The organism is Rhizobium aouanii (genome assembly GCF_037002925.1).
In the GTDB taxonomy this organism is placed as follows: Bacteria; Pseudomonadota; Alphaproteobacteria; order Rhizobiales; family Rhizobiaceae; genus Rhizobium; species Rhizobium aouanii.
The window spans coordinates 1-15,543 of record NZ_JBAMYD010000025.1 but is presented as its reverse complement, the minus strand read 5'-3'; the positions used below and the strand labels follow the sequence as shown (position 1 = coordinate 15,543).

At 58.5% G+C, this 15,543-nt stretch carries 23 protein-coding genes and 3 pseudogenes; 17 read left to right on the top strand and 9 right to left on the bottom strand.

All coding sequences use genetic code 11. The features are described 5' to 3' along the window. The first annotated feature begins 81 nt into the window (after positions 1–81). The 4 genes from V8P77_RS31260 to V8P77_RS31245 all read left to right on the top strand — a co-directional run bounded on the left by V8P77_RS31260 (position 82) and on the right by V8P77_RS31245 (position 2,871). Positions 82–798: an SOS response-associated peptidase gene (locus V8P77_RS31260; RefSeq protein WP_168258114.1), complete on the top strand. Its 717-nt coding sequence runs from the start codon at positions 82–84 to the stop codon at positions 796–798. 75 nt (positions 799–873) lie between these two features. Continuing rightward, the gene (locus V8P77_RS31255; RefSeq protein ID WP_335916108.1) at positions 874–1,194 is read left to right on the top strand and encodes a hypothetical protein; all 321 of its coding nucleotides are present in this window, start codon (positions 874–876) and stop codon (positions 1,192–1,194) included. Beyond that, on the top strand, positions 1,191–1,433 hold the full coding sequence (locus V8P77_RS31250; protein WP_335916107.1) for a hypothetical protein: 243 nt from the start codon (positions 1,191–1,193) through the stop codon (positions 1,431–1,433). Before V8P77_RS31255 ends, V8P77_RS31250 begins: the two co-directional genes overlap by 4 nt. 340 nt (positions 1,434–1,773) lie before the next feature. Further along, positions 1,774–2,871, top strand: a complete 1,098-nt coding sequence (locus tag V8P77_RS31245) for a P63C domain-containing protein (RefSeq protein WP_335916106.1) — start codon at positions 1,774–1,776, stop codon at positions 2,869–2,871. Between the two features lie 12 nt (positions 2,872–2,883). Here the strand turns inward: V8P77_RS31245 and V8P77_RS31240 are convergent. After that, a pseudogene (locus tag V8P77_RS31240) lies at positions 2,884–3,006 on the bottom strand (terminase small subunit-like protein); the annotation flags it as partial. A 2-nt stretch (positions 3,007–3,008) separates the two neighbouring features. On the opposite strand from V8P77_RS31240, the pseudogene V8P77_RS31235 reads away from it, so the two are divergent. Beyond that, a pseudogene (locus V8P77_RS31235) lies at positions 3,009–3,149 on the top strand (AraC family transcriptional regulator); the annotation flags it as partial. Positions 3,150–3,157: 8 nt separating this feature from the next. Here the strand turns inward: V8P77_RS31235 and V8P77_RS31230 are convergent. Continuing rightward, on the bottom strand, positions 3,158–3,760 hold the full coding sequence (locus V8P77_RS31230; protein WP_335916105.1) for a TetR/AcrR family transcriptional regulator: 603 nt from the start codon (positions 3,758–3,760) through the stop codon (positions 3,158–3,160). Positions 3,761–3,811: 51 nt separating this feature from the next. Between V8P77_RS31230 and V8P77_RS31225 the strand changes: the two genes are divergently transcribed. The 3 genes from V8P77_RS31225 (at position 3,812) to V8P77_RS31215 (ending at position 5,230) form a co-directional block, all read left to right on the top strand. Further along, positions 3,812–4,261 (top strand): VOC family protein, encoded by a 450-nt coding sequence (locus V8P77_RS31225; RefSeq protein WP_335916104.1) that lies wholly within the window; start codon positions 3,812–3,814, stop codon positions 4,259–4,261. Further along, on the top strand, positions 4,258–4,641 hold the full coding sequence (locus V8P77_RS31220) for a nuclear transport factor 2 family protein (protein WP_335916102.1): 384 nt from the start codon (positions 4,258–4,260) through the stop codon (positions 4,639–4,641). Before V8P77_RS31225 ends, V8P77_RS31220 begins: the two co-directional genes overlap by 4 nt. A 115-nt stretch (positions 4,642–4,756) precedes the next feature. Next, positions 4,757–5,230, top strand: coding sequence for a nucleoside deaminase (locus V8P77_RS31215; RefSeq protein WP_335916101.1), 474 nt, complete (start codon positions 4,757–4,759; stop codon positions 5,228–5,230). Positions 5,231–5,312: 82 nt separating this feature from the next. Here the strand turns inward: V8P77_RS31215 and V8P77_RS31210 are convergent, their stop codons facing one another. From V8P77_RS31210 to V8P77_RS31195, 3 genes are all read right to left on the bottom strand, one after another. Further along, positions 5,313–6,647 (bottom strand): TadE/TadG family type IV pilus assembly protein, encoded by a 1,335-nt coding sequence (locus V8P77_RS31210; protein WP_335916099.1) that lies wholly within the window; start codon positions 6,645–6,647, stop codon positions 5,313–5,315. A gap of 382 nt (positions 6,648–7,029) precedes the next feature. Beyond that, on the bottom strand, positions 7,030–7,821 hold the full coding sequence (locus tag V8P77_RS31200; RefSeq protein WP_335916097.1) for an aldolase: 792 nt from the start codon (positions 7,819–7,821) through the stop codon (positions 7,030–7,032). 175 nt (positions 7,822–7,996) lie between these two features. Beyond that, positions 7,997–8,209 carry a hypothetical protein gene (locus V8P77_RS31195; RefSeq protein ID WP_335916095.1) on the bottom strand — a complete coding sequence of 71 codons (213 nt, stop codon included), beginning with the start codon at positions 8,207–8,209 and terminating at the stop codon, positions 7,997–7,999. A 251-nt stretch (positions 8,210–8,460) separates the two neighbouring features. Here V8P77_RS31195 and V8P77_RS31190 point away from each other — a divergent pair, with 251 nt between their 5' ends. The 7 genes and pseudogenes from V8P77_RS31190 to V8P77_RS34925 form a co-directional block, all read left to right on the top strand. Continuing rightward, a complete protein-coding gene (locus tag V8P77_RS31190; RefSeq protein WP_335916094.1) occupies positions 8,461–8,823 on the top strand; it encodes a hypothetical protein in 363 nt (120 codons plus the stop codon). A 44-nt stretch (positions 8,824–8,867) separates the two neighbouring features. After that, the gene (locus V8P77_RS31185) at positions 8,868–9,086 is read left to right on the top strand and encodes a hypothetical protein (RefSeq protein ID WP_335916093.1); all 219 of its coding nucleotides are present in this window, start codon (positions 8,868–8,870) and stop codon (positions 9,084–9,086) included. After that, positions 9,073–9,315, top strand: a complete 243-nt coding sequence (locus tag V8P77_RS31180; protein WP_335916092.1) for a hypothetical protein — start codon at positions 9,073–9,075, stop codon at positions 9,313–9,315. Before V8P77_RS31185 ends, V8P77_RS31180 begins: the two co-directional genes overlap by 14 nt. A gap of 94 nt (positions 9,316–9,409) precedes the next feature. Continuing rightward, complete coding sequence (locus V8P77_RS31175; protein WP_335916091.1) at positions 9,410–9,748, top strand: hypothetical protein; 339 nt, start codon at positions 9,410–9,412, stop codon at positions 9,746–9,748. A 333-nt stretch (positions 9,749–10,081) separates the two neighbouring features. After that, the gene (locus tag V8P77_RS31170; protein ID WP_025393649.1) at positions 10,082–10,459 is read left to right on the top strand and encodes a DUF983 domain-containing protein; all 378 of its coding nucleotides are present in this window, start codon (positions 10,082–10,084) and stop codon (positions 10,457–10,459) included. 316 nt (positions 10,460–10,775) lie between these two features. Then, a complete protein-coding gene (locus V8P77_RS31165) occupies positions 10,776–11,168 on the top strand; it encodes a hypothetical protein (RefSeq protein WP_335916090.1) in 393 nt (130 codons plus the stop codon). 72 nt (positions 11,169–11,240) lie between these two features. Then, positions 11,241–11,339 (top strand): annotated as a pseudogene (locus V8P77_RS34925) (ethanolamine utilization protein); the annotation flags it as partial. Positions 11,340–11,356: 17 nt separating this feature from the next. Here V8P77_RS34925 and V8P77_RS31155 read toward each other — a convergent pair. From V8P77_RS31155 to V8P77_RS31145, 3 genes are read right to left on the bottom strand one after another with little or no spacing between them, the layout of a single operon-like run. Beyond that, positions 11,357–11,773: a GFA family protein gene (locus V8P77_RS31155; RefSeq protein ID WP_025393651.1), complete on the bottom strand. Its 417-nt coding sequence runs from the start codon at positions 11,771–11,773 to the stop codon at positions 11,357–11,359. A gap of 43 nt (positions 11,774–11,816) precedes the next feature. After that, positions 11,817–12,281, bottom strand: coding sequence for an SRPBCC family protein (locus V8P77_RS31150; RefSeq protein WP_335916087.1), 465 nt, complete (start codon positions 12,279–12,281; stop codon positions 11,817–11,819). Continuing rightward, positions 12,278–12,607 (bottom strand): ArsR/SmtB family transcription factor, encoded by a 330-nt coding sequence (locus tag V8P77_RS31145; protein WP_335916086.1) that lies wholly within the window; start codon positions 12,605–12,607, stop codon positions 12,278–12,280. The genes V8P77_RS31150 and V8P77_RS31145 overlap by 4 nt, the downstream gene beginning before the upstream one ends. 214 nt (positions 12,608–12,821) lie before the next feature. On the opposite strand from V8P77_RS31145, the gene V8P77_RS31140 reads away from it, so the two are divergent. Then, entirely contained in the window at positions 12,822–13,346 is a 525-nt protein-coding gene (locus V8P77_RS31140) for a hypothetical protein (RefSeq protein WP_335916085.1), read from the top strand. Positions 13,347–13,380: 34 nt separating this feature from the next. Next, positions 13,381–13,836: a hypothetical protein gene (locus tag V8P77_RS31135; protein ID WP_335916227.1), complete on the top strand. Its 456-nt coding sequence runs from the start codon at positions 13,381–13,383 to the stop codon at positions 13,834–13,836. Positions 13,837–13,940: 104 nt separating this feature from the next. Here V8P77_RS31135 and V8P77_RS31130 read toward each other — a convergent pair whose 3' ends face one another. Beyond that, a complete protein-coding gene (locus V8P77_RS31130) occupies positions 13,941–14,786 on the bottom strand; it encodes a dienelactone hydrolase family protein (protein ID WP_335916084.1) in 846 nt (281 codons plus the stop codon). Positions 14,787–15,543 lie beyond the last annotated feature (757 nt).

Genomic DNA, 15,543 nt, shown 5'->3' with positions numbered 1-15,543 from the left:
CGGTTGTAGCGACCAGCCTTGACTCGCCTCGAACCACCAGAACATAATCAGAACACCTAATATGTGGGGATGGAGTTCTGGATGTGCGGCCGCGTCTATATCAAGACCTCGCTTGAGGAACTGGTGCGCAATTTCGCCTTCGCAGAGCGAGGCGCGATCGATGCGCTCGGAAACCGATTCCCACTCTACAACGGCGCGCCGACGCTGGATTATCCCATCATTATTCGCGATATGGTCCGCGAGCCTGACATCATGGGGCCGATCTTCGCCTCGGCGCGCTGGGGTCTAATGCCGGCATGGATGAAGCCGGGTGGGCGGCCGCCACCGATCAATGCGCGCTGCGAGGGCATCAGTACCAACGGCCTGTTCCGCTCGGCCTACAGATCGCGCCGTTGCCTGGTGCCGATCAACGGCTTCTTCGAGTGGAAGGATATCTTCGGCACGGGCAAGAACAAGCAGCCCTATGCGATCGCCATGGCCGACGGCTCGCCCTTTGCGCTCGCCGGCATCTGGGAGACGCGGCGCGACAATGACATAGAGATCCGGAGCTTCGCAATTATCACCTGCGAGCCGAATGAGATGATGGCGCAGATCCATGATCGGATGCCGGTCATCCTGCATCGTGAGGATTATGAACGCTGGCTATCGCCGGAACCCGATCCAAACGACCTGATGAAGCCATTCCCGGCCGAGCTGATGACCATGTGGCCGATCGGCCGCAAAGTGGGTTCGCCCAAGAATGACACGGCTGACATTATCGATCCGATCGACCCCGATCCGGAGCCGACGCTGATCTGAATTCACCGGCTCGGGCGGGAGCCATCCATCAACCATGCGGTCAAAGAGATACCTCGCGAGAGGACAGGACGACGCATGCCAGAACAAATCACCTGGAAATCGTGGGAACATGTCAGCGGCCGAGAAATCAAATACAAATGGCGGCACGCCTGGAAGGAGAAACCCGGTGACGACTACGTCGCTTTTGACGGCGATACCCAGATCGGAAGGATATTTCGGCCACAGGCAGGCGGAGGGATCGACAATCGCTGGTTCTGGATTGTGGCGACAGACGGCAGCCATCGATTGGATTGGCCGTCGGCTGGATACGAGGACAGTGCCTATGTCGCCTCAAGGCGGCTGGAGATGATCTATGAGAGCATCAGGAGCGGGAAACGCAGGACGGAGCATCCATGAGCATCGAAGGCCATTCGACTGCGCCGGGCGCCAATGTGATCGTTGAGCATTATTGCGAGCACCGGCATGCTGACGGCACGCGCTGCAAGGAATGGGGAGGCTGGGGCCACAGCCCATCTCCGGCCGTGCCAACGCGCTGGTGGTGCTTTGAGCATTTCCCGCATAAGTCATACGAACAGGAACAGGCACTCAGGCGGAAGCTGGAGGCCGCGGAGCGCGAGAAGGAAATGTCGCAGTAATTGCAGGCTTGATTATCTGCGCATCGTTGACTGCCATCGACGGCGACACCGTAAAATGCGAGTGGAAGTCCGTCACCGTCTCGACCGACGGCTGATGGCAGAAGCTCTGCTTTCTGCTTCAACGATTGGGCAAAACACAAACGCACCGGCCGCTGGTCAACATCTATCGAAAGAACGGGAAGAGATCGGCAAAAAGCTCCTGAAAGAAGGCTTCGCCCGCAACTGGAGACCGAAGTAGCGGAACAATTGGTATGGCTGAATGCTTCCCGGCTACCAATTTTTTTTGGTAGAATTGTGATTCAAATTTTGGTAGAAGCGTCTCAGCCATGAGGAGCACCACATGAATCGAGCAGAAGCAATCGCATCTCGCTTTGGTAGTCAGTCTGCGCTTGCCGAAGCGCTCGCTATTCGACAGAGCACGGTCCAGTATTGGTGTTCAAAGGGTGCTATCCCGATCAAATGGCACCAAAAGATAATTGAGGCCGGGGTATCGATTGGCTTGCATATTCAACTCGCAGAGCTGGGCTCTCAAAAACACAAGCTGGTCCTCCCAGCCATCGCTGACGAAGAAGAAACCTACGATGGGGAAATCCTTCCTCCATTGCCAGACTCTCCGTTCGCAAAGTGGAGGGGTCAGATCGACCTCGGAGGAGACGTGCTGGATTGTTATGTGCTGGATACAGGACAACGGGTGATTGCGCTGCGCTCGGCCATTCGCTCTTTCGCAGGAGTGGAATCTGGTAACCTGGGCAACTACATCGGGGTAGCTGGATTAAAACCTTTTATCAACAGTGACTTAATCCTGGGCGAACTTATCGAATTTTCCATCCCTGGAACTCAGTTTAGGGGCAGCGGGATGACAACCGAGCATTTTGAATTAATTTGCAGGGGATATGTCCAAGCTCTCTACAAAGGTGCCCCTCTCACAGACCGGCAGCGCGAGATTGCGATCAAGTGCGCGGTAATTACATCAGGTCTAACCCGCACTGGCCTTGACGCGCTGATCGATGAGGCTACTGGCTATCAATACGAGCGCGCTGAAGACGCTCTTCAAGTAAAGCTTAGAGCCTTCATTGCGGAGGAGCTAAGAGCCTGGGAGAAGACCTTTCCTGATGAATTGTGGGAAGAGTTCGGTCGCCTTACCAACTGGCAGGGCTCGTTAAAAAGCCGTCCGAAATATTGGGGAAAGCTCGTCATCGAACTGGTCTATGACACACTCGACCCAGACGTGGCAAAGTACCTCAGAGAGAACCGGCCGCCGCCAAACATCCGCTGGCATCAAAATCTAACTGAAAATCTTGGTGTGCGTCAGCTTGTCTCTAGATGCTTCGAAATTGTCGGGTTGGCCAAATCTTGCAGAACAATGACAGAGTTGCGCAAAAAGGTGGCTCACCACTACGGAAAGCAATCAATGCTCTTCAACGTTTATGACAACTGATCACTCGTTCAATTGATCTGGAGTCAGTGCGCCGTACTTCGTCGGCCGTAGCTTTTCGGTGATCCACTCGCGAGTTACGATGTGAAGTGAAGAGCGGCCGATTGCCTCTCCATTCTCCTGCCAGCCGGTCACTTCCCTCCGAGGTCGCGGCTTCGGTCGGCTACGCAAGCCCGGCGCAGTTCAGCCGCGATTTCAAACGGCATTTCGGGCGCACGGCATCGCAAGAGATCAAGTGGGTCCAGCGCCACCTTGGCGAATCGGGTGACGATCACGGCTAAAGCATGTCTCACGCGCCCGACGGTGCGACGGCCCGCAACGCGGTCCTGACGATCGCATCGCCGAACTCCGGCGAGACCGGGCGATGGCCGACCAGCAGCCGGAAGAAGACCGGTCCGTAGATCATGTCGAGCAGCGCCTCCATATCAAGCGGCGGAACGATCTCTCTCCGAGCCAGAGCCTCCTCCAGGATGACACGACCCGCGTTGCGGCTCGACAGGATCACCTGATTGCGGAAGGCCTTGGTGAATTCGCTTTCCGGGTCGGCGGCCGCAAGTGCCATGGTGATCTGCCGCCCGCGCGTGCTTGCAAAGGCAGTCACCAGTCCGCTCATCTGCGCGCCGAGAGCCGCCTGCGCCGTGCCCCCTCCAAATTCCGCTTCCGGTAGCCGGTTGACCAGAAGAGCGGCCATCGCCAGTTCCTGCGCGTTGGCCCAGGAGCGGTAGATCGTCGGCTTGCCGACACCGGACCGCGCCGCCACGGCTTCGATCGTCATGCGGCCAAAACCTTCGGCCATCAGGATTTCGTGGGCGGCCTCCAAGGCACGCCTCTGCGCGGCAGCGCTTGGCGGCCGCCCTCGTTTCTTCGGTGTTGCGTTATTCTCTTGACTCATATCTTTACGATACGTAACGTTAATATAAGACCCAGTCAAGGAGGATCACCCATGCCGAGTTTTGCCCGAAAAGTGAGCGCCTACTTCATCGTCAAGGATGCGGCACGGGCCATCGACTTCTACAAGGAGGCTTTCGGCGCCACGGAAGTCTTCCGCATGACCGATCCTTCGGACGGGCGGATCGGCCATGCCGAACTGCGTTTCGGAGAGACGCTGATGATGCTGGCAGACGAATATCCGGACTTCGGCGCCCTGTCTCCCGATACCGTCGGAGGCTCGCCGGTGACCTTCCATATGGACACGATGTCGACCGACGCAGCACTGGCGCAGGCGCTGTCGGCCGGGGCGACGATGTTGCGCCCGGCGACCGACCAGAGTTTTGGCGAGCGGGTGGCGCAGGTGCTTGATCCCTTCGGTCATCGCTGGATGTTGTCGCAAACCATCGAGCAGGTCACGCCTGAGGAGATGCAACGCCGCTGGAACGGGGATATGTCGGCGTGAGCGCCGCAGCCCTTGAAGCGCTCGAGGAGGCTGAGCGCGCCTTCAACGCGGCGATGGTTTCCAACGATCCCACCCGGATCAGCGCCTGCATCACGCAGGACTGGGTGCTGGTGACGCCTGAGCGTGGCCCAATCCCTGCACAGGTTATTCTTTCGGCGATCGGATCCGGTGTCTTGAGCCATGACACGATGACCAAGACGACGCATCACGTCCATCTGCTCGGCAATGTCGCCACGGTTACCGGCCGCGGGCAGAACACGGGCATGTTCCGTGGCGAACCGATATCAGCCGACGAATGGATCACCGACGTCTATCACCGGGAGGGTGAAAGGTGGCGGTGCGTACTGACCCACCTCACCCCTGTCAGGAGCGGGGCCTGAAGCGCGTCGCGATGTTTCAGATTCGCTCCTCGCGCTTTAGGTCCTTGCCCCACAACCCCTTGGAAATCACTTCGATTCAAGACAAGATCTCCCGCTCTAGCTGGGGGAGACTCCGATGGAAAACCACGAGCCGTTTTTGCGCGAGGCGATTGCGCTTTCGAAATCCGCGATGGAACACGGCGACGAGCCGTTTGGCTCGGTGCTGGTGAAGGACGGCGAAGTCATCCTGCGCGCCGAAAACAGCGTCTTCACCGGCCACGATATGACCAACCACGCCGAGATGAACCTGGTGAAACTGGCCGCACAACATTACGACACTGCTTTTCTCGCCGACTGCACGCTCTATACCAGCACGGAGCCCTGCGCGATGTGCGCCGGGGCGATTTACTGGTCGGGCATCGGGGGCATGGTGTTTGCATGCTCCGAAACACGGCTTGGCGAGATCGCCGGGATCGGGTTGAACGTGCCGAGCCGGGCGGTGTTGCAAACCGGCGCGCGCAACGTCACTGTGGTTGGCCCGACCAACCTCGAAGACGAAGCCGCCAAAGTTCATCAGGATTTCTGGCCGAAGCATCTGGGCAAGGCCTAGAGCGCGGTGCGTCCTTTCGGACGCATAAAGAACGCTCCAACACTTTCAATCCTCGCATCGGCTCACATCGATAGTCCCGGGCCTAGCTGGTTATCCGAGGTGCGCTGACGATCTTCAGGAACAGGGCCTCCATGGCCTCTTCAATACCTTCGGTGGGACTGACCGCGAAATAGAAGCCGGGAGTTGCGCATTCTTCCATTTTCGCGGCGATCTTGGTCTCGAAAGGCTTTACCCAGTCATTATAAAAGCCATTGTCGGGCAAGGGCAGATAGGTCGTATAAAGGACGGCGACTTTGATGCCGCGATCCTTGAGCTTCTTGCAATAGCTCGTGTCGATCGGTTCGATGCATCGTCCGCCGTTTGCTCCTTTCGGGCTGGTGCAGCCGGTCGGCTTATAGCTATCGCCGACACCGTCAGCGACGAAAAATACGATCTTCTGGCGATCGGCATTGCTGGTGCCCTTGCCGATGGCACCCTTGATTTCGCTTTCAATACCTTTCAACGCTTCGTCAAAACTCGTCTGCTGGTCGTTGTAGTAGTTCTGAAAAGGAATGCTCATAAGATTTATCATGTCCGTCGCGACTGCTACGGCGCCAAGATCATAGTCGAGGTCGGAGACCTTAAAGAGCTTCGCGGCTTTGGCGTCCTGGGCCGTCTTGCCGAACGTATAGGCGGCGACCCGGAATTGGCTTGCCATGGACTGCGTGTCTTTTGCCTTGGCCATCAAGGCTTTGACGGCCGCTGCGACCACGTCGATACGAATGGTCACGCCGTTTTTGCGAGCGACATTGTAGTAGCTTTTCTTATCCTCGACGCCCTTTTCAGAAACGATGTGGCATGCGAATGCGCAGTTTTTATCTTTGCCGCCATCGTGGCCGTTTGCTGTCGCATTTTTCATGGCGGTGATGTCAGCAGCGGTGGCCCCAACGCCCATCGATGGCGTGTTATCCAACAGCATGAAGAAATCCATGTAGGACGGCGTCTCATACCGGGCTGTTGCCGTCCCGGAAACGGTGATCTGATGAAATCCCATCACCTGCATGAATGTCGTGGGCATCGTCGCGCTAAAGGATACGGTGGAGCTGAGAACACCGCCCTGTTTCTGAACGCTGATGTCGACGTTAACGGGCACGTCCTGTTTTTTTGACGTCTGTGAAAAGAAGATCTTCTGGGCTTCGGATTTTCCGAGCGTCAGCGCCCCATCGCCGGACATCGTGTTTGCTTGCTTTGCTGCTTCCGAAGCCGGAGTAATGGATCCGACCGCCGCCGCGTCCGCAGCGGCATAGAGTTCGGTGCGAAGCGACAGGGCGCTGCCAAAATCAATGGCTGTACCCGCCGCACCGAACAGCGGGACGACGAGCAGCGCCGTCATGATTCCGAAGTTACCGGATCGGTCAACAATGAAACGATGCAACATCAAAGGCTGCCTTCCCGGTATCCGTGTTGGTGGTCGCCCCACCAGGAAATTGCCACAAGGACAATCTCTAACAGCGGAACTTAAACCAAAGGAAAATACGTATGGCTGCATTTTCACTAAATCGCTGAAGAGTTCGCGGTCGCAATGATGAGCGCCATCGAAGCCCGCAAAGCAGTCATCTGCATGCTCACCGTTGAGAGACGAGCGCTCTGCGTCGGGAGGGCCGATCACCATCGGTTATGGACGCTGCGCACCCGGCCAAAGCCTCACCGAGACGATTGATTTCGACGATGTCATGATCGTTCTGGAAGCCGGCTTTCGGTCTCGACGGACTCACCTATCCCCATTGGCGGCCGGCGCACGACTAAGCCGCGGCCGGGGCTCAGCGCTTGTATTCCGGCTCGCTGCGATCGAGCGTGCGCTTCACCGATTCCAGATGGAGCCGGGCCGATTCCGGGTCTCCTTCGCGCATTTGCCGGTAGGCCGCTTCGGCGATCTCAGGCGCGACGGCAAGGACTTGGCGTCCGGTCGACAGGGCGAGCGTCTGCACTTCGCAGGCGCGCTCGAGGTAATAGAGGTCGTCCCAGGCTTCGGCGATATTGGGTGCGCAGACCATCACGCCGTGGTGCTTCATGAAGACGATGTCGGCATCGCCGATCGCAGCCGCGATCCGATCGCCCTCGCGCGCATCGAGCGCCAGGCCGTTATAGTTGCGGTCAACGGCCGTGCGTCCATAGAATTTCAAGGCGGTCTGCCCGGCAAAGATCAGGGGATCGCCCTCCGTCATCGAAAGGGCGGTGGCATAAGGCATATGGGTGTGAAATGCCGCCTTGGCGCGGGGAATGTTCTTGTGAATCCTGGCGTGGATGTAAAAAGCGGTGGCCTCAGGCTGCCCGGCGCCCGACACCACGTTGCCGTGAAAGTCGCAGATCAACAACATCGACGCCGTCAGTTCGGCGAAAGCGTAGCCATAAGGGTTGACGATGAACAGGTCGTCATAACCGGGAACGACGGCCGAGAAGTGGTTGCAGATCCCTTCCTCCATGCCGAGCCTTGCCGCCATCCGGAAGCAGGCCGCAAGATCGACGCGGGCCTGCCAGATGTCGTCCGCATCAAGTTTCGGCTGGTTGGGGCCGCCGGCGGGCGATGGAGCTGTATTGAGGGAGTGCGCCATGGGATCGTTTCAAATTGGTGCCGAAGGAGAAGGTGGATGCCTTCTGGATTACGCCCGGATCAGCCTCGCATCAAGCCGGCTGGAGACAAACATGGTTCGCTTCATTTGCATATTTTGGGTGAGTACGCTGGCAGATCGTCGATCATCCGGGCCGGGTAATCGCTGCTGTTTACTCCTATGCCCTCCGGCCGCGGTAGGTCGGCGGCGGAGGGAGCGCCTCGTGGGCCTGCGCCAGTGTCTCGAGCCAGGCCGCTAAACCGGCCGGGATCTCTTCGTTTCCGGCCTCCAGGGCTTCAATCCAAGACAGCTCGCATTGCAGCGCCGAGGCAATATTGATTGGCGTCCAGCGGATATGCAGCAGGCACTCGGAGAAACGTTCTGAAGTCATGATGAACTCGCCAATTATCGTGGCCGCGAGTGTGCCACAGAAGAGGCTCGGAACCAAACCCTGACGGAGCGGTCAGAATGGAGTCTGGTGGCTTCTCCAATGGCTGGGAGAATCAGATCGTCGGCCAGCTGTCTACCGCAACGATCCGGCGAGGTCGACAAGGTGCATAAACGGCAATTCGATCGCCAGTGAATTCGATCAGGAACTTGAGGGGCCCCATGAAGGTTTCTCCCGCTCGAAAGGAGCCCATCATGGCAAAACTGAAGATTCCGAAAAAGGTCGGCGCATACAAGATCCCGAAGGCAATTCGCAAGAACCCCATTCTGCAGGGCATGCTGGCCAACAAGGTGGGACGCGATGTCCTCGCTAAGGCCTTGGTTGCTGGTGCGGGTGCGGCAGCGGCTGTTCTTGTCGAGGACCGCAAGGACGTCGCGGACACCGCAAAGACCACGGGGCGCAAGGGCGCCAAGGCACTGGGCCTGGTTGGAGAGGCCTTCCATCGTGCATCCGACGCTGCAGTCGACGTCGTGCGCGATGCGGCCGGCGACATGTTGCCGAAGAAATTCAAGAAACAGGCAGACGAAAACCCTCGGAAGGGCGCCGTCGTGCACTAGCCACGGCGCCGCCCAGGAAGAAGAACCGGCGGCTGGAAACACTGATGCGCAATCGTGCCGGGGGCGGGGTGCTGGAGCAGGCCAAAGCGGCCGCCACAGCGAAAATGATCGGAAAGCTCCTTCGCAAGCACCCGCTCATCGCCGCAGAACTGGGCGCCTCAGGGGCCGCCAGAGGGCTTGCTGTGGGAATTGACGAAGTTCGTCATCTGGTCTTCGGTGGTGATGCCACCAAAGAGAGAAGGAGCAGCGATGAAGGAGAGTGATCTTAAAGAACTGGGCGAGGCGATCCTCAAGGAGACGCGGTCCGACATCACACCCAAACAACTCATCAAAGCAGTGCGAAAAGCGCATCCGGAGGCGACGAAGAAGGAGATCGTCCGGGCTGCATTCTATGCGCTGATCGCCAATGCCGATCGGGAACCGGAAAAGGCGACGGCACTGCAGGATTTCGCGATCACCCAGCGCATGAACGATGACGAGCTGCAGGACTGACGGGCCTCGTGGGCATGGAATTTCATTCTTCTGTCACGCAACCTTCTGCCGATGACGGACTTAAGCGAAAGGTCCATCAGCAAAGGAAGACGCTATGTCAGATGATCGCAAGAGCGCCCCGCCGGCAAAGCAGGCGGTTTTGACCCCAGAGACGAATGTCATCGACCGCGCAGCGGCGGCAACTTTGGTAGAAGACCTGCGCCGCGATGTCGGACCCTCGACGGAAGCCCATGAAACCGCAGATCAATCCGCAAAGGCGCTGAACTGGCACCTGGATCCCGCAGATGTTGCGAATGCGGCTTTCTCGGCGGCGAGCCTGTCGTTGATCCTGTGGAGCCAGTCTCTGTCGATTGCGCGGACGTTCTGGTCGCTGCCGATGACGATGTGGCAGGCCGGGCTCGCCACGCCATCGACCGACAAGAACATCGGTTAGCATGATGCCGAAAAGTATGAGCGGTTTTCTCCTGTTCTAGGCAGAAGGCAGGTGCTTTGGGTGCGAGCGGAGGCCGCGAAGCACATCCCCTCAGCCTTGGCTGACGGACATGGCGGATGGCCTCCGCCAGAGGCACCCTCTTCGATGCGATGATCGAAAGCTATCGTGCCGCTGGATTGCTTCCAACCTGAAACGAACCTTTTCGAGCCGTTGCCGGATGGCCGCCACCGCGCCTGCGCCGCTATGGTAAGAATGATGGATGCGTCGTAGGGAACATTGGTCGCGTTTGGCGGTTCGGCAGAATAAGTTGCCATCATCGCGAGCAGGTATCTCATGACGACCGAGTGGCCCCCATTGCCGCCCATCCGTACCGGCATACGCGGGCTCTGCCCGCGCTGTGGCCGCGGGCATTTGTTCGATGGCTTCCTGACGCTGCGCAAGAGGTGCGAAGTCTGCGATCTGGACTATTCTTTCGCCGATCCTGCCGATGGCCCGGCATTTTTTGTCATCTGCTTTGGGTGTATTCCGAGCGTCCTGCTCGCGGTCTGGCTCGAAGTTAGGTTTCAACCGCCATGGTGGGTGCACATGCTGGTGACACTTCCCTTCATGCTGCTCACCTGCATCCCGCCTTTACGCCCTCTCAAGGGCTGGTTGGTGGCAAGCCAATATTATCACAAGGCCGAGGAGGGAAAGCTTTCCCGCCCGTCTTAGGGGCAGCCGTCATCGTCCATCCCTTGACTCTCGAAGGCGAGCCGATGATCGTCGGCTTGTGATCGTTCTGCGCTTTCACACCCGCCTCTCGCTTGCCCGAAATCCCGACAGTCTCGGCATATCGGCCGGCGACATTGTGATGGTCCCTGCCGCGATGAAGGCGGTGGGGCGGCTGCTCACCGATCCCGATGTGCCGATTGATGCGGCGCGATGCTGTCGCCAATAGCATCCGTCTTGACTCACTCCGCAATGAGAACATAATAAGAACATCGGCGCTGCGGCCGCCATCTGAAAACCGAAGATGTGGAGAGTGGACATGCGCCAGCAGTCGAGCGGCGAAGCCGCCGAAGAGTGGGATCCGAGTGAGGTGATATGGCCGCCGGAGAAGGAGATCGATGTCTCCGAGGCGCATGCAAGTCTGGTCAAGGCCGTGGCGGGAAGTCGCGGCGTAAGATATTTCACGGCCTTTATCATCGACGTCACCAACGATGGTTATCTCGGCGATGTCCAGATGGCGATCGATGATGTCGCCGGCGAGGCCTGCGGCATCCTTTTGCGGTCGTATGTCACCGGCAGTGACGCCGCAACGGGCCAGCCGATCCTTGCCGAGGAAGCCACGCGGCCATTCAAGTTTTCCTGCGGCGGGGGCGTGGCGAAGGCGATAGCGGTGTTTTGCGACAAACTCAAAATGGCCGGCGTTTTTCCTTGAGTGCTTCCCTTGAGCCCGAACGACATGATCGGGGCAGGCACCGCCTTCCCGAGAATTCGTGATCCGTCGAGAGCAGGGGCGGGCGAGATTGTCTACATGCCGAAAGGTGAAACGGTGACCATCCGCTCGCAGGAGGCTCGCGGTGGTCTGACCGTCGATTGCACAATCTGACACGCCGTTGCCGCGCCTCACATCGGCGGCATTCCCTCGAATTTTTGCGCAGCCGGATCGGTCTGATCCCAGGCAAGCCCGCGCGCGGTGTAGGTCACCATCTGCGGCTGATACCGGCCGGGCTCGTCGAGGCTAGCGGCGTGGATGGTGAAAAAGTCAGGCATGTAGGAGAAGGTCATGTAGACCGGCGCGCCGCAGGCGGGGCAGAAGCCGCGGGTCTTGACGTTGCCGTTGTCGGCGACCATCTGCCAATGCGTCGCCTGGCCTTCCAGCTTCACCGCCTGCCGGCTCGGGAAGGTCAGATAGGATCCGTGCCCGGTGCCGCTGCTCGCCTGGCAGTCGCGGCACTGGCAGTCATTCATCGCAATCGGCTCAGCCGAGATTTCATAGTGGATCGCACCGCAGGCGCATCCGCCGGTGTAAGGCTTGCTCATGTCTCTCTCCTGATAAAACGCCGTATTGGCGACGGCGGTCGCCTCAGTTCTTCTCGTCGGCTATGGCGCCGATATTCTTCACGACCTTCTTCCAGCCTTCGCCCATCTTCTCGAAGGCGGTCTCGTTTTTCGGCAGCACGAAGCCGGAATGGATGAGGCGCAGCCGCGTGCCGTTTTCGGCCTTGGACAGGATGAAGGTGACGACGGTGTCGAGCGGCGAGCCGTAGCCAACATTCCCCTCATGTCCGCCCTTCCAGGCATAGGTGAGACGCTCATTCGGCGTCACCTCCAGCACCTGGCAGTGAATGGTGCCGTCCCAGGCGCCGGCGGGCGTCGTCTGGTAGGTGAAGTGTTTGCCTTCGATGGGCTCGAATCCGGTAGGAATCATCAGCCAGCGGCCCATCAGATCGGCTGTGGTCAGCGTTTTCCAGAGCGTCTCCGGCCGATGCGGGAAAACCTCGTCGACCACGATCTCCTGCGTGTCATGCTTCAATGCGGCGTCAGTCATGGATCGATTTCCTTCAGCAATGTTCTGAGATTGGCAAAGCGGTCGCGCCAGAAGGTGCCGTAATGGCTCATCCAGTCGACAAGCGGCTCCAGGCCTTCCGGCTCGGCGCGGTAATAGACCTTTCGGCCTTCGGGACGTTCGGCGACAAGGCCCGCCTGTTTCAGGGCCTTGAGATGCTGCGAAATCGCGCCCTGCGTGACGCTGCTTGCCCGCGTCAGTTCGACGACGGTGATCTCGTCGGCGTCGACGATCTGCTCGAACACGGCCCGCCGTGTGGGATCGGCAAGGGCGCGCATGACGGCAGTGATGGAGGCGGCTTCTATCATGGGGAAATCAATAGCGCAGGCTAATTGATGAGTCAATGCTAATTGTTCAGAAGGCGGATGCGCGTTGGACGAAGCGCACCGCTAGAGCCTGACATAGCCCGAAAGCCGCGCACATTTTTTCAGTATCATGCTCTGGGGCCGCTGCCTTGTTTTCTTGGGCATCTGAACTACGGTGCCGATGGGGTTTTGATGGTGTTGATTTGGGGGTAGTTGAATGCGTTTCTTTGCAGCTTTGATGATTGCGATTTTATTGAGTGGGGAGGGGGTGGCTGCATGCCCTCTCAACGACACCTTGAAACTTTGCGTGTTGAATGGTCGAAGCCTGGCTGCCCTGCACAGCGGTATTGATCGAGGCGATTGGACCGTTGAAGCGCCTCCTTCTCCCGTCAACCCGACCTCCGAGCCTCGAACCGGCAGCGAGCAATATGCGATGCCGAGCGGACTGCGGTTCGCCATGTATTATCAGGAATACCGAAACCTCTTTTCTGCTACCTGTACGCTCGATTATTTTGGTGTCTTGGCAGCGGATCGTTCGGAGGATCTGCGTTGTTCGAGCGCTGAGATCGAAGCCTTCGAAGGTGGCCTCGTGGCAGCGTCGTTGGGTTCAGTAACGAAAGACCGCAAGCAAAGCGGCACGGCCTATTTGATCGAGGGCCAGACTACGTGGGTGACAGTCGTCGTCGTTGGTAAAGACCTGTTGAATGTTTGGGTCGAGACGTCAGTCCTCAAGAAACCGTAGAATAAGCTGCGCTGCAGAAGGCGTAGAAGTGACCATGAAAAACCGTGGCAAGCCGCGCTCGGGAAAACGCACCGCCGACGCTCCAGCGGTCGACGCGTTCACACGCAGCGCGCTTGCATCGGATCTGACGTGGCTGCCGGATATGACGTCTTTTGGAAAGCCACCGCTTACCGCTGAAGCCTATGTAGAGGCCTATCTCGCAGATCCCGGCGAGTGGTATTGGTCGACACTTTTGCTTCACGATCCGAGCGAGATCGTCTTGAAACGGGTGCTCGCTATTATCGATCAAGCCCAATTGCCCGGCCACGAAAAGGCGCTCGGTCAATTGGGCGCCGGTCCGCTCGAAGACATGATGTCGGAGGAGTTGCTGGATCGTCTGCAACATTGGCTGCCCTTCACGCCGGCCATGCGTTTTGCGCTCAGTCTGGTTCGAATGGCTGTCGAATCTCCTGTCTTGCAACAGCGACTGAAGGCGATGCTCTTGCGCTAGTGCCTCCGCGGGCAGCGGGCAGTATCCCAGCCTCAAGGCTGGGACGACGGAGGTTGGGGGTGCGTTTCCGCCAAATTGCCGGCGACAGGCTGCGAGATCGGGCCTTAATTCGAGAGGTACTTTTGAAGGAATGTGCGAACGCTGCGGATGGACTTTCCTGCGGCGTCCGGATTGTATTTTTCGATGTGACCCAACACCTTCCTTCCCACCTTGAACTCCGGGGCATCGAAATCGTGGTAGGTACCCTTGTAGATATTGAGCTCGATGGGCGGGCTATCGTCACTCAGATTGGCAAGCCTCTTCCGGCATCGGTCGGCCGGGCTCCAATTGTCTCGCTCGCCAGTCAAGATCAGGATCGGCACCGTCGCATCGCCCTGAGTTGCCGCACAGCGGGGATAGTAGGCAACCGCCGCCTGGAATTTGCGGTCCATCAGCTGTTCGTTGCCTTCGATTTTGGTTCCCTCCAGCGTCGCCGTGCCGCCGGTCGAAAAGCCCATCAGGGCAACGCGGCTGGCATCGACGAAGCTTTGTTTCGATAAGAAATTCAAAGCGCCATAGGCGTCGAAGACGCGATCGGGGAGATGGCTTTGACACGTGTCCTTGATGTTGCGGGTGGTGAAGCTATCGACAGCGAGCACGACGTAGCCCCATGATACCAGTCGTTTCGGCCAAAGCTCTTTGACACTCAAACGCATGCCCTCGCATCCATGCAGGACGACGACCGCCGGGAAGGGGCCATCACCCTGGGGGCGGGATAGATATCCCAGCAGGGGCGTGCCTTGCGGTTGAGAAAGAATTTCTCCCTGTTCCCTGGCCTTGCTTATTCGAAATGGGCTGAGCTTGACGGGCGCGCTTTCGAAGTGAACCACTTCGTCGGCACCAGCCGGGTTTTCAGCGAACGTGACGCTGAGAAAAGCGACGAGGCAAAGAAAAAGTCTCGTGGTTTTCACTGAACTTCTCCACCGTTTAATCAACAGCCGGCGTATTGTACGCCGGACCTGAAGGCTCGAAAAGCGGCGAGGGGTTTTGCCGCCGATTGGCTCGGGTTGGGTCGATTTCCAGCCGCATGATCTGCGATCAAAAGCCCTTGATCACCCCCCGGCAGATCATTTATGACTACCGTAAATCCAAGCTGCGAAATTTGAATCTAGAGGTGATGTCGGCCAAGTCGGCGGCGCCTATGCTGTGCGGATCAAGTCGATAATTGCGACCAGTGTCCCTGAGCCACTACCACGGATTTGCCACTGAGTTTACCCCTTGCTCCGTCATCCTCGGGCTTGTCCCAAGGATCTACCTTGGCCTCCATTGGCGGCGGGCATGGATCCTCGGCACAAGGCCGAGGATGACGGAGGGTGGGGAGCGCGGCTTGCCAAAATTGCCGGAGAGCGGATGGCATTCTGGCGCCGACTTGGTCGGGCAGGCTCGATTTCGAACTGACGTGAGACTCACGATTGGCTGTTGATCACCCCCCGGCAAATCAGTTAGGACTACCGTAAATCCAAGCTGCGAAATTTGAATCAAGAGGGAATGTCGACCAAGTCGGCGGCGCCTATGCTGTGCGGATCAAGTCGATAATTGCGACCAGTGTCCCTGAGCCACTACCACGGATTTGCCACTGAGCTTACCCCTTGCTCCGTCATCCTCGGGCTTGTCCCGAGGATCTACCTTGGCCTCCATTGGCGGCGGGCATGGATCCTCGGCACAAGG

Excerpts from the sequence above, each read along its gene's own strand:
- V8P77_RS31185 (WP_335916093.1), top strand. The coding sequence starts at position 8,868 with ATGCGCAATCGTGCCGGGGGCGGGGTGCTGGAGCAGGCCAAAGCGGCC.
- V8P77_RS31230 (WP_335916105.1), bottom strand. The coding sequence starts at position 3,760 with ATGAGTCAAGAGAATAACGCAACACCGAAGAAACGAGGGCGGCCGCCA.
- V8P77_RS31145 (WP_335916086.1), bottom strand. The coding sequence starts at position 12,607 with ATGATAGAAGCCGCCTCCATCACTGCCGTCATGCGCGCCCTTGCCGAT.
- V8P77_RS31260 (WP_168258114.1), top strand. The coding sequence starts at position 82 with ATGTGCGGCCGCGTCTATATCAAGACCTCGCTTGAGGAACTGGTGCGC.
- V8P77_RS31150 (WP_335916087.1), bottom strand. The coding sequence starts at position 12,281 with ATGACTGACGCCGCATTGAAGCATGACACGCAGGAGATCGTGGTCGAC.
- V8P77_RS31165 (WP_335916090.1), top strand. The coding sequence starts at position 10,776 with ATGCGCCAGCAGTCGAGCGGCGAAGCCGCCGAAGAGTGGGATCCGAGT.
- V8P77_RS31175 (WP_335916091.1), top strand. The coding sequence starts at position 9,410 with ATGTCAGATGATCGCAAGAGCGCCCCGCCGGCAAAGCAGGCGGTTTTG.
- V8P77_RS31180 (WP_335916092.1), top strand. The coding sequence starts at position 9,073 with ATGAAGGAGAGTGATCTTAAAGAACTGGGCGAGGCGATCCTCAAGGAG.
- V8P77_RS31140 (WP_335916085.1), top strand. The coding sequence starts at position 12,822 with ATGCGTTTCTTTGCAGCTTTGATGATTGCGATTTTATTGAGTGGGGAG.
- V8P77_RS31225 (WP_335916104.1), top strand. The coding sequence starts at position 3,812 with ATGCCGAGTTTTGCCCGAAAAGTGAGCGCCTACTTCATCGTCAAGGAT.
- V8P77_RS31200 (WP_335916097.1), bottom strand. The coding sequence starts at position 7,821 with ATGGCGCACTCCCTCAATACAGCTCCATCGCCCGCCGGCGGCCCCAAC.
- V8P77_RS31255 (WP_335916108.1), top strand. The coding sequence starts at position 874 with ATGCCAGAACAAATCACCTGGAAATCGTGGGAACATGTCAGCGGCCGA.
- V8P77_RS31190 (WP_335916094.1), top strand. The coding sequence starts at position 8,461 with ATGGCAAAACTGAAGATTCCGAAAAAGGTCGGCGCATACAAGATCCCG.
- V8P77_RS31195 (WP_335916095.1), bottom strand. The coding sequence starts at position 8,209 with ATGACTTCAGAACGTTTCTCCGAGTGCCTGCTGCATATCCGCTGGACG.
- V8P77_RS31170 (WP_025393649.1), top strand. The coding sequence starts at position 10,082 with ATGACGACCGAGTGGCCCCCATTGCCGCCCATCCGTACCGGCATACGC.
- V8P77_RS31245 (WP_335916106.1), top strand. The coding sequence starts at position 1,774 with ATGAATCGAGCAGAAGCAATCGCATCTCGCTTTGGTAGTCAGTCTGCG.
- V8P77_RS31250 (WP_335916107.1), top strand. The coding sequence starts at position 1,191 with ATGAGCATCGAAGGCCATTCGACTGCGCCGGGCGCCAATGTGATCGTT.
- V8P77_RS31215 (WP_335916101.1), top strand. The coding sequence starts at position 4,757 with ATGGAAAACCACGAGCCGTTTTTGCGCGAGGCGATTGCGCTTTCGAAA.
- V8P77_RS31210 (WP_335916099.1), bottom strand. The coding sequence starts at position 6,647 with ATGTTGCATCGTTTCATTGTTGACCGATCCGGTAACTTCGGAATCATG.
- V8P77_RS31135 (WP_335916227.1), top strand. The coding sequence starts at position 13,381 with ATGAAAAACCGTGGCAAGCCGCGCTCGGGAAAACGCACCGCCGACGCT.
- V8P77_RS31155 (WP_025393651.1), bottom strand. The coding sequence starts at position 11,773 with ATGAGCAAGCCTTACACCGGCGGATGCGCCTGCGGTGCGATCCACTAT.